Origin of the sequence: Mucilaginibacter sp. P25, assembly GCF_050859465.1 — a bacterium.
GTDB lineage: Bacteria > Bacteroidota > Bacteroidia > Sphingobacteriales > Sphingobacteriaceae > Mucilaginibacter > Mucilaginibacter gossypii.
The window spans coordinates 2,596,487-2,611,108 of record NZ_CP193937.1 but is presented as its reverse complement, the minus strand read 5'-3'; the positions used below and the strand labels follow the sequence as shown (position 1 = coordinate 2,611,108).

The following is a 14,622-nucleotide window of genomic DNA, read 5'->3' as shown; positions in this document are numbered from 1 at the left end:
AAATCAATCAGGAAGTTGATTTGACCTCCCCTTTTAGCCACAAGCCCTAAACCTAATAGAGAATTAAATAAATAGGAGGCCATATCGAGTGACTGGCGTTTTATATCACTGAATATTTACATCTATAAACTATCATCTTATGGCAAATTTAACTTTAGCACCACGATGGGCATCAAGTGTGCTGCAACTCGGAAACACCGCTTATGTAGATTGCGGTACACCAACCGTACTAAACAATTTAACCTCCTTTACCCTGGAGGCCTGGGTAAACGTGTCGAGCCTTAACGGATTTCAATCCGTAGTTGGCAATGTTGATAATGCGGTTGGCGGACAATACCAATTATTTCTTGAATCCGGTTATGTTTACGCCTATGTAGGCATCGCACCGTATCTGATCAAATCGACTTTACCCATCACTGTCGACGAATGGCACCACCTGGCCTCTGTATTTGATGGTACAACTTCCAGTTTATCGCTTTATGTTGATGGCGTGGCTGTTGCGCAAAGCACCTTTTCGGGAACGCTGCCTGCAAGCGGTACCAATATGCTGCTGGGCGCTGTAATGCAGCAGAGTAGCCCGATCTGGTACCTACAGGGCCAACTTGGAAGGATTATGATCTGGAATAGCGTGCGCGACGCTGAAGATATCCTTAATGATTCGGTACAAGTAAATAATTATAGCGCTGTCCAAAATCCCAACCTTATATTTTACAGCGACTTTTCGGAAATGCCGGGGGTAGACAGTTCCGGAAATAATATAGCCCTTAATTTCAAAAACAATGTACAATACGCGTTCAATGTTCCATCTGTTGTACTGGGAGCGGATGGTTATGTTGATTGCGGCTCCTTTCCCGAATACAGCATTCCCGGAAACGCCCCTTATACCATTGAAGGCTGGTTCTTCCCGGGCAGCAGCAGCAACGGTATCCTGTTAAGTTATGGTTTGAACGGCGCATGGGAATACAAAGTAAGCTATCAAAACAACCAGGTTATAGGCCAGCGTAACAGCGACAGTATTTCTTTAGCATCAACAGCCTCGGTTTTGCCGCTAAGCTATTATCATTTTGCACTAAGTTATGATAGCGATGTTAAAGCCCTTAGCTTGTACGTAAACGGCAACCTTCAGGCTATCGATTATTTTCCTTCGCCGGTTACCGCGGTTCCAAACGGGCATGTACTCGTAGGCGCCCAATATGATTCGAACGGCAATATCATCGACAACTTCGGCGGTTCTATCCAAAACCTGCGCATCTGGAATGTATGTTTGGAACAATCAGAAATTGTTCAATGGATGTACAATGACGTAATAACCGATAACCGTTTAATTTCAAATTTTGATTTCACCGTTAACCCGCCGATAGATACAACCGACAAATCAACCCTTGAACTGGATAATGGTGCCGTGCAGCAGCTCCAAACCGTAAACGTTTTAACTACCGAGCAGATTGCGCTTTTGGGCATCCCACAATCCATCAACGCTATTTATCTCAATCAAAACGTGGAAACGCCTGTACCGCCACCTACAGACATACTATTTGCCAGCCAGCCCAAAGTTTTTACCGAAGATCATAAAGAGGAAAGCTGGTCACAATTTAAAGATTGGTTCGGCAGTAAAAACGGAGGCCCGGCAACAGAAGGCTTTCGCCAGCAGTTTGATAACGCTTATGAAAAAGCCCGGCAAATGTTCGACGAAAATGCCAATCTGTCCCGTGTTTTTACCCGCACGGATACCAATGGCATAACCCGTATTATTTACCATGGTGTAAAAGCAGACATGCTCGTTTACGAAGGGGCTATAGGCGCCGAATCAGACTGTACGCTCTGGTGGATCCAATTCATCTTTGCGCTTACTGTAGGTTTCCTTCAGGCTGTGGGGCTGGCACCTACCACCGGCAATATCGCCACGCGTATTTATAACCTGCTCCGTGCAAATCAAACGGTAATGAATGCCATGAGCTCAATGGCCGGAAAAGCAATCAGCGCCACAGCCGCTATTGGTTTTGTAGGTGTAATATATCAGCAGGGACTGATGTGGACCATTATCAAGTTTGTGCTGACATCCGCAGGATGGTATGCCTTATTCTGGATCCTTCGTAAAGTAATAGCCATAGTAACAGGCCTGGAAGCAGCCGCCATACTTGCCGGCTTTATTGTATGGGCTACTCAGCTTACTATACTTTCACTTAAATACAATACCGCATGCGGTCAGCTTCTCCAATCAACCAATGTTTCACCTTCTTTTAATTCATAAAGCCATGCCAACTTCAACACCTGTTGTAGCTATACCTGTGGTAGACACTTCATATAGCATGACATCTTCAAATTATGTCGCAATCACAGTCATCGATACCAAAGCTTTCCTGAACAATGCGCTCCCTGGCGATTATATTGGCGTGGCATCCTACGACACCAACGGAAGAGTAACCTATAACCTGACACAGGTTGATCAAAACCTTACCGTACCGGTTACAGCAGCTGCAGCTGTACAAAACCTAAGTTTCACCGGAAGCTGCACCAATATGGGAGGAGGGCTTCAAACCGCTGTAAATATGCTTTCAAGTGCTCCTGCCGGTGTAAATAAAGGCCTTGTGCTGCTTTCTGACGGTTATCAAAACTGCGGCACCAATCCCCTGCCATTACCAGCCGGCACCCCTCCCGTATATTCATGTGCAATGGGGCCGGCGTCTGACCAAAACTTAATGCAGCAAATTGCAACCCAGAGCGGCGGCCAGTATTATTATGCCCCCTATGTTTTCAACATGATGCAAATTTACAACCAGATCAGGGCACAAACTCCTGCTGCACAATTACTTGCAAACGGATACAAAGTAGCCCAGGCCTATGATTACCTGTTGATTCCGGCCACCGTATCAGCAGGCAACGACCTTGGACAGTTTTCGGTTGTATGGAGTGATCCTAATTATACGTTCACAAATGGCCAGCCCGGACTTAATCAATTAAGTGTAACACTTGTAACGCCGGCCGGCGTGGTAATTACACCAATGCCTACCTTACAGGGAGGGGCCTATGTAGTATTTAACATTCCTAACCCGGCGGTAGGCCTATGGTATATCCAGATCATGTATGGTGGTACAACCCCGCAGGGCCTGACAGGCGGTGCCTTTGAATATGCACCTTCAGGCAATGCCGCTCCGCTTCAGCTTACAGTTGATGCAACCTCTGTTGTGCGCAAAGGACAGCCTATTACTTATCACGCACATTTAACGGATGATGGAAAGCCGATAACCGGACAACAAATACGTGCTTTGGTTACCCGTCCCAAACTAAGTCAGCATAGTGCAATTAAAGCTTATGCATCAGACCTTAAAAACATAAAGCTGCCTGAAGAAACAATGGACACTATACAACATCCCGATTTGGCAAAGCTCGATCTGCTTTACAGGCAGCGGTTGACGGAGGAGGACCTTTTGCCGCACATAAAGGGCGGGAGTATCCTGTCAGCGGCAAAGCAAGGTGGGTACGCCGGTACTATACATGAAACGCACGAGGCCGGAAGTTATACCGTAGAGCTGGAAGTAACCGGATTTTCAGATAAATCTAAAACGCCGTTTTCCAGAAGTCGTCGCTTTAATGTAGTGGTTACCGATGGCGATTGAATAAACCACCATCCTGTTTAATAAACAAAAAGCCTGTGCTGGGAATTATATCCTGCACAGGCTTTTGATATTTGAAATGTTGAAAAAGCTTTTTATTGCCCCTCAGAAACCTTGGCGCTACGGCCTTTTATAGCGGCAAAGATGGGCGGCAATATCGAGATGAGGATGATGATTACCCCTACCAGCGAAAAGTTTTTAGCTATCACCGGTACCTGCCCTAATTTGTAACCCGCAAACAGGAACACAATGATCCATGATGCACCGCCGACGATGTTATAAAGGCTATACTTTAAAAAAGGCATCCTGCCAACACCGGCCACAAAAGGTGCGATAGTGCGGATAATAGGCATAAAACGGCTAAAAATCACCGCCTTACCGCCATGTTTATCAAAAAAGCTTTGGTTTTAAGATAGTATTCGAGCTTGAGGATCTTATTTTCCTCTTTAAAAACTTTAGGGCCTAAATAGTTGCCTAAAAGATAATTCACCGTATTACCGATAAAGGCAGCGGCAATTAATATGATGCCCAGCAGCCAGATATCCAAACCCGAACTACCACCGGCTATTAACGCGCCAGCTGCAAACAGCAGTGAATCGCCGGGTAAAAAGGAGTTACTACAAAACCTGTTTCGGCAAATATGATCAGGAAAAGGATCAGATAAGTCCATCCCTGGTAAGCGCTGGTTATTTGTACCAGGTGCTTGTCAATATGCAGTATAAAGTCGATTATGCTTTTTATTACTTCCACAGGCTAAAATTTTGCCCAAAAATATAAATATTAAACAAAACGCAGCTACTGAAGTGTCTTACTAAGCAGATTATTAGTAAGTACCCCCGCTCCAAAGGCCAATGAGTCGGCGCTGCCAACAATACCTTTGGTATAAATGGTGTAGGCGCGGCCGTCCTGTATAGTTACATTTTGCAGGGTTGTTTCTATTGTCGTGGGCGTTCGGGTCGTGGTAATGGTAAAGTTATAATTACCGGCAGTAAGTTCAACGTATTTAGATACCTTGTTAAAGGTAGTACCTCTAACCACAAGGGTGTCATTAGCCCGCAGATCTAGGGCTGAGGTATTGGGTGAAGTATGCACAAACCTTACTTTTCCTTTACCTATGGCTGGCAAACCGGTACTATCAGATAGTATAAATGAACTAACAAACGAACTATCCTTTCTGAAGCCGGTTATAAACATAGTGTATTTCCTGTTGGCTTTAAGCGTAGTATCAAATTGCAGCAAAATAACCGGCGCCGCGGTGGCTGTACGTAACTGTAACGGCGGTTCAAGTGTTGAAAGGTAAAAATATCCCGAACTGTTTGGATAAGTATAGGTAGTGGTATTATACCTGATAAAATGCTGATAAAGGTATACCGGCTGGATATCGGGACTTAAATTAACGATTTGAAACTGGGTATTGAGGCCTACTGATGATGCATTGCCCCCTTACCGCACGAAGAAACAGCACAGATGAAAAGTCCGCATAGCACAACTATAAAAAACGAAACCAGTACCTTGCTTTTATTTTTATTAGCCATTAATGTAATTATTGATTGATGAACAGGCCGGTTGCCAGGCCTGTGCTTTTATTACCAAAACCGTAGTAGGTATACACCTTTCCTCCTACAAGCTGCACTGTATCCCTTACAATAGTGCCCGAAAACGCCGCCGAATGCAGCGCCATATTGTGCTCTCCGGGCGTTACCAAATAAAACGTCGAGGTACCTTTAAAAGCAAGGTCCTTTACCTTTTCGGTATCTAAGGCAGCAGTTGTACCTTCAAAATGCACGCTTATATTCCCGGCATCCGGCGAAGCATTTACAAACCTTATTTTAGCAGAGGGTACCTTATTTGTATCTGCAGCTATGATGTCGGTAGTTTTAAAAACCTGATCTGTTGAATTGCCGGCTATGTAAAATGAATACACCGAATCCTTACTTAAGGTTAGGGGTAGGCTAAACAGCGGATTGGGATTATTAGGCCCATCCAACTTAACCGAATAGTTTTGTGTACCCGCTTTAACAGTAATATATCCAAGCGTACCTCCCGGATAAAAAGTTGTTGTATTGTTTACCCTTGTGCCATTAAGATAAACGTTAACATTGTTGAAAGTAGCATTAATAACATTTAACGATGATGTTGACGAATCAACCACATCGGGTTTATCGTTGTTTTTTTGCACGTTGCAAAGCAACCTGCCGCGGCTATCAACAATAAAACTTTAACCTTTATATTCATATACAATTATAAGCTATAACTGCTTACTGTAATTTTTGGTATTGGGTGTTGAACAAAAAAAGTCCGGTTTTATGTTACCGGACTTAGTTTTGGATTTATAATTTAAGTTTACACTTAAGCATAGCTATTGAGCATCACCGGCATAACCAGCATCAGCACATCTTCATTCTCATCTCCGCCTTGTGGCAGCAATAAGCCGGCACGGTTTGGAGTCGACATTTCCAAAGATACTTCTTCGCAACTTAAATTCTTCAACATTTCTATTAAAAATCTTGCATTGAAGCCAATTTCCATGTCTTCGCCCTCATATTGGCAGCTTAAACGCTCGTGGGCCTCGTTAGCAAAGTCAATATCTTCTGACGAAATATTTAACTCGCTGCCATTTATTTTAAGCCTTACCTGGTGCGTGGTTTTGTTAGCATAAATAGCCACACGGTTTAACGAACCCAGGAAAGTAAGCCTGTCGATATTTAATTTATTAGGATTATTTTGAGGAATAACCGCCTCGTAATCAGGGTAACGCTCGTCAATTAAACGACACACCAGGTTAATATTGCCAAACTTGAAGAAAGCACTGGTGGAATTATACTCAACAGATACATTTACATCATCGCTTGGTAATGATGATTTAAGCAGGGTTAAAGCTTTTTTAGGCAGTATGAATGATGTAGTGCTTGCAGCCTTTGCATCTTTACGTCGGTAACGAACCAGCTTGTGCGCATCGGTAGCAACAAATGTAAGTGCCGATGTTGTAAGCTGACAGTAAACACCTGTCATAGCCGGGCGCAATCTCGTCATTACTTACCGCGAAAATGGTTTTGTTGATAGCTTCGGCCAAAACTGAAGCAGGCAGGTTTACTGATGAAGCGTTTTCAACAACAGGGATCTTTGGAAAATCCTCGCCGTTTTCGCCGCTCAGTTTGTATTTACCATCGCCGGCATTAATTTCAATGGCGAAGGTTTTATCATCAACCGAAAAAGCTACAGGCTGCTCGGGTAATGACTTCAGGGTCTCTAACAATATACGCGACGGGATAGCAATCCTGCCGTTCTCTTTAGCCTCAACTGGCAAAGAGGTGGTCATGCTGGTTTGCAGGTCGGTAGCAGAAATGGTCAAGTTCCCATCCTTTATCTCGAACAAAAAGTTTTCCAGTATCGGCAGCACAGTACTGCTGCTTAACGCACCACTTACCGATTGCAGTTGTTTGAGTAATGTTGAGGTAGAAACAATAAATCTCATATGGTTGTAATTAATCTATCAAAAATAGAAAATTTAACGGGCATACTTTTGCCTGCGTAAATAATGTTGAAAAATAGCACATATTAACACTAAAACCAGCGGCGCAATGGTATTAACCAGTTGCCAATACATTTTTTCGTTTATAGCAATTCTAATATTGAATTTATCATATTGGAAAAGCACCTTCTCGCCCCTTATTCTTGCCCTATCCAGCAGGCGGATCTTAATTTCCTTGGTACGCAGGGCTATCAGTCCCGAATCATCGGTCATGTAATCGGCTATGTTAAGCAGCAGGTTTTTATTTCCGTATGTTTGGTGCGTATAATGATCGTAACCTAATGGGTAAGGTGAGCCATCGCTGCCTACCTGATTCTTTAAAACATCACCATCGCTAATCACTATCATTTTGGTAGGCTCGCTTTGTTGCTTTATGGCAACCTGCTCTTTAAGCCCTTCGGGCAGCGGGCGATTTTGCCAGTCGCTTACAAAACTGCCTTCCAATAATACACCAGTTATTTTAGATGTGCTTTGAAACTCCTTAGGGTTTGGCTCCTGCTCCAAAGCCTGCAACGATAATATGTGCGGGGCGGTGAGCTTTTTGTTATAAGGCGATGAGGTTAGCAGCACCGTTTTGTTTACATTTTTGGTATCGAGGATATCGATAGTACTTGCAAACTCGCTGCTGATACCATCCAAATTTTTCACCACCGGGTGTTTGCTTAGCGGGATAAATACCGGGTAATACAGCCATGGCAGCATCTGGATCTGCGCCTGCCCGCCAACATTGCCGGTACTGATGGGAATTTGCGAGCAGTTCATATCAGCAATCAGATCATAATTGATACGGATCCCATAACGGAAAAGCTGATCATCGAGATTAAGCTGCTTGGGGAAAGCCAGCTGCTCGCCGCCATGCCCTCGAAGGCTATCGAGTTCGGCGCTTACCTGGTCTATTGTCCATAGCACCTGGCCTCCGTGCATGATGTACTGGTCGAGTTTGAATTTCTCTACCTCGCTGAATTTCTGATCGGGCTTGGCTATCACCAGCAATTTGATCTTTTGCAGATCGGCAAAGGAGATGGCATTCAAATCAACCCGGCCTACCTGGAAACCATCGGCAAGGGTTTTCATGGCATCGTTCAGTTGTAAATCGGTTAGCTCATGATGGCCTTCGGTAAAGCCGATTTGCGGCCTGCCCCCGTTGACCGCCTTTTTTATGGCCGATGAAAAGGCATATTCCAGGTTTTGGATAGAGTTGTTCAATACTTCATCGGGCGAGAGGCCTATCCTGCTCAGCAATAACTTTACCGGGATATCCTTACCATCTGCCGATACCAGCGCCGACGGAAAAATGAGCTTTTGCGTTACACCGTTATCTGTTTTAACGCTCAGGTTGGTTGGTTCAACACCTTCGGCAGCCATGTTTTGGATCACCTCGTTTTGCTGATCGTTGTTTAAACCCTTCAGCGGGTCGCGAAACTCAAACTGGATTTTGCCGTGACTGTAAGCCTGTAAATCGCTCAGCATATCACGCGTGGCACTTTGCAGGCGTTTAAAACCGCCGGGGAGGTTATCGCCCTGTAAATAAACTACCACTTTTACCTTTTTCGGAAGCTTATCCATAATCTGCCTGCTAATGGGCGATATGGTATAGCGCTTTTCGGCAGTAAAATCAAAACGGGTAAAAGTGAATGAGGATAGTATCCCCAGAAAAACCAGAACTCCTAACACACTGATCATCAAAATATCGCCCAACCCTTTTTGACGTTGCTTTGCAAGCACAAACAGCGTAAGCCATATAAAAATGCCTGTGGTGATGATGAAGTAAGTCAGATCGCGGGTATCCAGCACACCGCGGCTTACCGATTGATAATGCTGGGTTATGCCTAAACTCTGCAATCCCAGGTCCTGCAGGGATAACAGCTGACTGATAGAATCGAATCCGCTGTAAAAAAAGAAACACAGGAAAACGGATATAGTAAAGGCAATGATCTGATTTCTGGTAATGGATGAGGTAAACAAACCTATACCCACAAATACAGCACCTAATAAAAACAACCCGATGTATGAGCCTATTACAGCCCCCGTATCAATATTGCCTTGCGGCATGCCCAATGCACTTACCGAATAGTAATAAACCAGCGTGGGCAGCAAGGCAAAAAGCACGATGAGCAAACAGGCAAAGTATTTGCCCATTACTATCTCCCAATCTTTTAATGGTCGGGTGAACAGCAGCTCAAAAGTGCCTTCCTTACGTTCTTCGGCAAGGGAACGCATCGTAATTGCCGGGATGAGGAACATGAACAGGTAGGGCGCAGTGCTAAAAAGGCTTTCGAGCCCGGCATAACCATATTCCAGGATACTTGAATCGGGAAATACCCATAAAAATAAGCCAAGCACCAGTAAAAACACACCGATAGTAACATAGGCTACCAGCGAACTGAGGTAGGATATTATTTCTTTTTTAAGGATGCTCAGCACGTTATAAAATATTGTATTGAGCGCCGAAATTACAACAATATTGCGCTAAAGCAAAGAAGCAGTTTGATATCGAATTTCGGAATTTCGATTTCGGATTTAGTTATATGGCAAATTTAAGTGTCCTCCGCTTGAACCTTAAATAAGGCAAGCGTCCACACCTACGTTAAACCGGAAAGCGTGGACGTTCCTGTTAAAGCGTAGTTTAAGCGAGGGACGCTTGAACTTGTGGGGAGTAATCTCAGGCTTTTATAGAGCAACACTACTGCAACTGCCACTAAATATCTGCTACTAAAGCCTCTGTCCGTCCGTTTCCAGAACCGGCCATCTGTGGCCAGAAGCCGGACAACTACAAAATCCTAAAACCTATACTTATATGCAACATTTAAACCCAGCTGACTGACAGGGCGATCGTGATCAACATTTTTATAACCTCTTTCAAACTGCAACCCAAAGTCAAGTCCATGATGTGGGCCAATTGGCACAACAGCCCCTGCCCCTCCTGCATAAATAAACGAGGTACGTGCGCTGTTATTGATGCTGAAAGCGCTGCCGGCTTCGGCATTTACATAAAAGTATTTTGCCCAGTAATATTTAAATCCGGCAGTTAATGGCAAATAAGCGTAAAGGCTATGAAAGCTGTCGTCGTAAAAAGCGTTTGAGCTGTTGCTTGAATAACCCTGATTAACATTAAAATATAAATAACGCGGGTCTGATTCGGTAAACACCAAACCCGTACTTACTGTAAAATGAAGGGCAGAAGTTATCGGCTTTTCCAGCTTTAAATTTATGCCTAAACCTGTTTGAGGACAAAAGTCAGACCCCACATAACTGTCGCGTATCGGTATAATAGCTTCGGTGCCTACGCTTAACGATGTTTGTTTGCCCTGCTGTGCTTTGGCGGCAAATGAAAGTACAATAAATAATATAATTAATGTGATGCAGATAGGTTTATTAGTCATGTGATAAAAAGTTTAGCAGTGCTATATAACGATAATACGCCCTTTAGTAATATATCGCTGCATAAAATATATTATCTCCCAAACCGATACGCAAACCTGATAGCTGTTTGCTGCAAGGTATGGGCCGACCAGCTTTCATACCTCAAGCCCAATTCAAAATTACGGTTATCGGTACCGGTAGGGATCATGATTGCCGGGCCAAGGGAAAAAGCAAACAGCTTGCGCTCATCATAATTAAGTTCGATAGCGCTGCCTGCTTCAGCTTCCAAAAACACGCCTGAGCCAACATTATACCTTACCCCGGCTTTTAAGGGTACAAAGATATCGCCGCCCGAATGGCCATTATTAAAAGGCGAATCCTTACGAAAAAAACTGCTGAACCCCGCTGTGAGCGTAAGGCTTGCCGGGTTTACTACCGGCTGCTCTAGCTTAAGCGAAGCACCAACACCTACATTGTACAAACTGCGCGAGGGAATACCAAACTCCACCCCGGCACTAAAAGCAGTTGAGGGTTTCGGTGTGTCCTGGGCAAAGGTTTTAAAAGCAGGGAAGATAAGGAGCAGCAATAACAGTTTTTTCATATCGGGCCGAAAATACAATATTGCCCGGCTAATAATTATGAAGAAAATATAAAATAAGCAATAGGTTAATATTGATTTCTGTCGAAATAAACTCTGATAGTATCTACGCTTTGGCTATTGCATTTTTTAGCTTCAAGAAACGCTATTAATTGTTTAATGAATGAAGTACGTTGACTATAAGAGAGATAATATATTTTATGGCCCACCAATATTGCATTACTTATGTTATTGAGACTGGCCTTGGATTTGTAAGCAATAGAACTGTATTGTTTGATAAAATCAATACTCATTTCAAAAGTTCTGCTATCTATAATCAATGATTTCCAAAAACCGTTTGATAATTTCCATGAATCCGGCTCCTGCGACTGGCGAGGCTGTTTTTTACCATTTATTTTTACAATGTTCATTGCCGATTCGGCGGTAATCTTTTTATCACTTATAAAAACAGTTTTAACAGGCTTGTCCTCCCACCCTATATGTACAATTTCAATAAAATCTACCTCGTTGTTTTTGTGATCGTAAAAACTATTTGCCAGCAAAATAGAGATAATTAAAGCAAACTTAATTCTCATAACCTGCCTTCTGCCACAACCTTAATTGTTGGTAAGACTGATAAACACCTCCTCTAGCGATTTGCCGCCGTTGTTTTTCCGGAGTTGCTGGAGGGTATCATTGGCTACGATAGTTCCTTTATTAATGATAATCACCTGGCTGCACACGGCCTCTACTTCCTGCATAATGTGGGTTGAAAGTACGATGGTTTTGGTTTTACCAAGGTCGAGGATTAACTGGCGGATCCCTATCAGTTGGTTTGGATCGAGGCCGGAAGTTGGCTCATCCAGTATCAGCACTTCAGGGTTATGCAGCATAGCCTGTGCCAAGCCTACCCTTTGGCGGTAACCTTTTGAAAGCTGCCCTATCTTTTTATGCTGCTCGGGGCCGAGGCCTGTTTGCTCAATAATATCAGCAATACGTTTGGCAGGCTCATGAATTTTATGGATGCCGGCAACAAAGCCCAACGACTCCTTCACATACATATCCGTATACAGCGGGTTGCTTTCGGGCAGGTAGCCGATGCGGCGCTTAACCTCAAGCGGCTGTTTGGCTACATCAAACCCACATACCGATGCCGTACCCGATGTTTGCGGAATAAAGCCGGTAAGGATTTTCATGGTTGTTGATTTACCTGCGCCATTAGGGCCTAAAAAGCCCAGTACACCGGGCTGGGCAGTAAAGCTAATGCCATCAACAGCTTTTTGTACGCCGTAAACCTTTGTTAATGCCTCGACACTGATACTCATGGCTGTAAAAATATGCTTTAGATATGAGATTTGAGACGGGAGATTTGAGAATTTGGTGTACGTCCGTCCGTTTAGGTGTAACACAATGTTGATGGACGAGAAGGTGGACAGGAAATGCTATTAATTTAGTTTTTCATTAAACTCAGCGATGAATTTTTTAAAGCAGCTGCAGTTTCTCTCTACTTTATCAATACTTAATTGCTTGAAGATATCGGGGCAGTGAGACTCTTTAAATTGCTTTCTATTTTTGGATGTTATATCTATTAGCACCTTTTTTGGATCTCTTACAAACATAGGATTACCTGGTTTATGACTAACATTATACATTTTATTAAACGTTTCAATATCGCCAAGTATTAACGCTTCAAGTTCCCAGATATTGAGCATAAGAATACCATCGCTGTTGACATGATCATTTAAATCTTTGAACCATTTAATCCTTTCGGAGAGTTTTTCTTTATGCGATTCTAACTCATCCAAATCTCTTACATAAACTATAAATGAACAATTAGAATCGTCAAACTTCTTTTTAAGTACCCTTTTAAATTTACCTAACGAATCCAAATTGGCTCCGGTAGAGTTTTTAGTCAACTCTTTAAACTGAACCTTGCCATTATAGCGTTGCTCTAACAGATTTTTTATAGATGAGGTGTCATTCGGATCTTCCCCAACAAGCCCCACTTTTATCATTCTTCTAAATCTGAATACATCCAGTAATCGCTTACATAACCAACTTCTTTGGCATATTCCTGAGCCTTAGCTTGCTCATCATCGGTAAGATGCCTTAGCTGCGTACCATTCTTTTGATCATAATTAACAAGAACGATACTATTTAGCTCATCAAGATTAAGATGATCTAAAGCTTTTGGCGCATGCGTAGATATGATTATTTGTTTATGTTCTGATTGCTCTTTCAGGAAATTCATCAACAGATGGAATTGGTGAGGGTGTACACCAAGTTCGGGCTCTTCGAGTAATACTAAGGCTTGAGTATTAGTTATTTCTGAAACTATGTAAAACAAACGCCTTGTACCATCTGATAATTGTGACCAAGGAAGCCAATTTCCATTTATTTTAAAATCAAGCTTAACATTTTCGACTACTACTGTACTCTCCAGATGATATATATTGATGTTATTATTCACCCTAACATCTTCAATTGGAGTAAAAAGCTTTAAGTTATAAATTATATTATCGTTGATTTTTAATTTTTCAGTAATGTCCAATGAAGTAATTTCCCTTAGTGAAGTATTATCTGTTCCGTATTGCAACTCAAAAGCAAAAAAAACATCATCTAAGAATCTTAACGTTTTAGGAAACTCCCACTCCCAATAATCTTTATCTACTTCCACAATATTGATCACACCTGGAGATTCGATACACCCAAGTTCCGTCGGCAAATCAAATTTAAGATACAGGTTATTGTAGAAACTATATCCTAATTGATATAATAAGTGTGGGACGTTTCTGTAATAGATTCGCTTTCCGCCATAATAAAATCGTATAGATTCATTTTTTGAATTATCGAATAGGATGTCATTATCGAAACTGAAAGTTTCTAAAACACCCGTTCCATCAACCAAATATCCTTCTTCTGTTTTGGCTGGAACCTCACGTTCAAGTTCAACAGCGAAATTATGATCATCAATGGATTTATATTCCAACCTTGAAGATCTAAACGGAAGTTTTACATTTCGTTTAAAACCAATAGCTAAGTTAATCATCTCCAAAAAATTCGATTTCCCCGCTCCATTCTTCCCAATCAGTATATTCAACCCCTTTTGAAAATCGATGGTTACATCCTCAATAGATTTATATCCTTTAAGATGTACCTTATTTAAATAAACTCTCGGGCGCTCCTCGTTATTTGTTGGCATAATTTAATTACCAGTGTGTTTTATACAAATGTATTTGTTTTTGCAAACATATTTGAAAAGGGTATAATTAAACGCCTTATTGAAGGAAACATCCGGATGTGTCCGTCCGTCTGGGTGAACAGAGTTAGCAGCAAACAGGCAGGATAGCAATTTATAGCACAACCTTAGGAGATTGTTAGTACCACGAGCTCAATAAAATTCATATGAATGTCATTCTGACAATTTTTTGCCGCGATTGGGCAACATGTAGTTTGTAAAAAACGTATTACATTCCGTAGCTGATAAAATCTGTCTGCTTTCGTCCGCCGAAGTGTGATTCCCCTTGACGGAAGGA

Annotated in this window: 13 protein-coding genes and 1 pseudogene; 2 read left to right on the top strand and 12 right to left on the bottom strand. The window is 42.4% G+C overall.

Annotation, left to right across the window (positions count from 1 at the left end; all coding sequences use genetic code 11):
• Positions 1-139 precede the first annotated feature (139 nt).
• Together ACRQ5D_RS13590 and ACRQ5D_RS13585 are read left to right on the top strand one after the other, a co-directional pair.
• Positions 140-2,251, top strand: coding sequence for a LamG domain-containing protein (locus tag ACRQ5D_RS13590; RefSeq protein ID WP_091173714.1), 2,112 nt, complete (start codon positions 140-142; stop codon positions 2,249-2,251).
• 4 nt (positions 2,252-2,255) lie between these two features.
• Positions 2,256-3,617 carry a vWA domain-containing protein gene (locus ACRQ5D_RS13585; protein ID WP_176844554.1) on the top strand — a complete coding sequence of 454 codons (1,362 nt, stop codon included), beginning with the start codon at positions 2,256-2,258 and terminating at the stop codon, positions 3,615-3,617.
• Between the two features lie 92 nt (positions 3,618-3,709).
• On the opposite strand, the gene ACRQ5D_RS13580 is transcribed toward ACRQ5D_RS13585, so the two are convergent.
• The 12 genes and pseudogenes from ACRQ5D_RS13580 to ACRQ5D_RS13525 form a co-directional block, all read right to left on the bottom strand.
• The gene (locus ACRQ5D_RS13580) at positions 3,710-3,967 is read right to left on the bottom strand and encodes a hypothetical protein (protein ID WP_432329219.1); all 258 of its coding nucleotides are present in this window, start codon (positions 3,965-3,967) and stop codon (positions 3,710-3,712) included.
• 14 nt (positions 3,968-3,981) lie between these two features.
• Positions 3,982-4,284, bottom strand: a complete 303-nt coding sequence (locus ACRQ5D_RS13575) for a DedA family protein (protein ID WP_432329217.1) — start codon at positions 4,282-4,284, stop codon at positions 3,982-3,984.
• 125 nt (positions 4,285-4,409) lie between these two features.
• Entirely contained in the window at positions 4,410-5,015 is a 606-nt protein-coding gene (locus ACRQ5D_RS13570; RefSeq protein ID WP_431200786.1) for a DUF4397 domain-containing protein, read from the bottom strand.
• Between the two features lie 142 nt (positions 5,016-5,157).
• Positions 5,158-5,793 carry a DUF4397 domain-containing protein gene (locus ACRQ5D_RS13565; protein ID WP_432329215.1) on the bottom strand — a complete coding sequence of 212 codons (636 nt, stop codon included), beginning with the start codon at positions 5,791-5,793 and terminating at the stop codon, positions 5,158-5,160.
• A 170-nt stretch (positions 5,794-5,963) separates the two neighbouring features.
• Positions 5,964-7,089, bottom strand: a pseudogene (gene dnaN, locus ACRQ5D_RS13560) (DNA polymerase III subunit beta).
• Positions 7,090-7,122: 33 nt separating this feature from the next.
• Entirely contained in the window at positions 7,123-9,570 is a 2,448-nt protein-coding gene (gldG, locus tag ACRQ5D_RS13555) for a gliding motility-associated ABC transporter substrate-binding protein GldG (RefSeq protein WP_091173733.1), read from the bottom strand.
• Positions 9,571-9,926: 356 nt separating this feature from the next.
• On the bottom strand, positions 9,927-10,529 hold the full coding sequence (locus ACRQ5D_RS13550) for a hypothetical protein (RefSeq protein ID WP_091173736.1): 603 nt from the start codon (positions 10,527-10,529) through the stop codon (positions 9,927-9,929).
• Between the two features lie 71 nt (positions 10,530-10,600).
• Entirely contained in the window at positions 10,601-11,110 is a 510-nt protein-coding gene (locus ACRQ5D_RS13545; RefSeq protein ID WP_091173739.1) for a hypothetical protein, read from the bottom strand.
• Between the two features lie 65 nt (positions 11,111-11,175).
• Positions 11,176-11,682 (bottom strand): hypothetical protein, encoded by a 507-nt coding sequence (locus ACRQ5D_RS13540; protein WP_091173742.1) that lies wholly within the window; start codon positions 11,680-11,682, stop codon positions 11,176-11,178.
• A 21-nt stretch (positions 11,683-11,703) separates the two neighbouring features.
• Positions 11,704-12,411: an ATP-binding cassette domain-containing protein gene (locus tag ACRQ5D_RS13535; protein WP_091173745.1), complete on the bottom strand. Its 708-nt coding sequence runs from the start codon at positions 12,409-12,411 to the stop codon at positions 11,704-11,706.
• A gap of 120 nt (positions 12,412-12,531) precedes the next feature.
• Positions 12,532-13,101, bottom strand: a complete 570-nt coding sequence (locus tag ACRQ5D_RS13530) for a DUF4276 family protein (RefSeq protein WP_091173748.1) — start codon at positions 13,099-13,101, stop codon at positions 12,532-12,534.
• Positions 13,098-14,288, bottom strand: a complete 1,191-nt coding sequence (locus ACRQ5D_RS13525) for an AAA family ATPase (protein WP_091173752.1) — start codon at positions 14,286-14,288, stop codon at positions 13,098-13,100. The genes ACRQ5D_RS13530 and ACRQ5D_RS13525 overlap by 4 nt, the downstream gene beginning before the upstream one ends.
• Positions 14,289-14,622: the final 334 nt, after the last annotated feature.

Coding starts and splice junctions, on each gene's coding strand:
- ACRQ5D_RS13550 (WP_091173736.1), bottom strand. CDS start 10,529: ATGACTAATAAACCTATCTGCATCACATTAATTATATTATTTATTGTA.
- ACRQ5D_RS13545 (WP_091173739.1), bottom strand. CDS start 11,110: ATGAAAAAACTGTTATTGCTGCTCCTTATCTTCCCTGCTTTTAAAACC.
- ACRQ5D_RS13540 (WP_091173742.1), bottom strand. CDS start 11,682: ATGAGAATTAAGTTTGCTTTAATTATCTCTATTTTGCTGGCAAATAGT.
- ACRQ5D_RS13585 (WP_176844554.1), top strand. CDS start 2,256: ATGCCAACTTCAACACCTGTTGTAGCTATACCTGTGGTAGACACTTCA.
- ACRQ5D_RS13575 (WP_432329217.1), bottom strand. CDS start 4,284: ATGGACTTATCTGATCCTTTTCCTGATCATATTTGCCGAAACAGGTTT.
- ACRQ5D_RS13525 (WP_091173752.1), bottom strand. CDS start 14,288: ATGCCAACAAATAACGAGGAGCGCCCGAGAGTTTATTTAAATAAGGTA.
- ACRQ5D_RS13580 (WP_432329219.1), bottom strand. CDS start 3,967: ATGCCTATTATCCGCACTATCGCACCTTTTGTGGCCGGTGTTGGCAGG.
- ACRQ5D_RS13590 (WP_091173714.1), top strand. CDS start 140: ATGGCAAATTTAACTTTAGCACCACGATGGGCATCAAGTGTGCTGCAA.
- ACRQ5D_RS13535 (WP_091173745.1), bottom strand. CDS start 12,411: ATGAGTATCAGTGTCGAGGCATTAACAAAGGTTTACGGCGTACAAAAA.
- ACRQ5D_RS13530 (WP_091173748.1), bottom strand. CDS start 13,101: ATGATAAAAGTGGGGCTTGTTGGGGAAGATCCGAATGACACCTCATCT.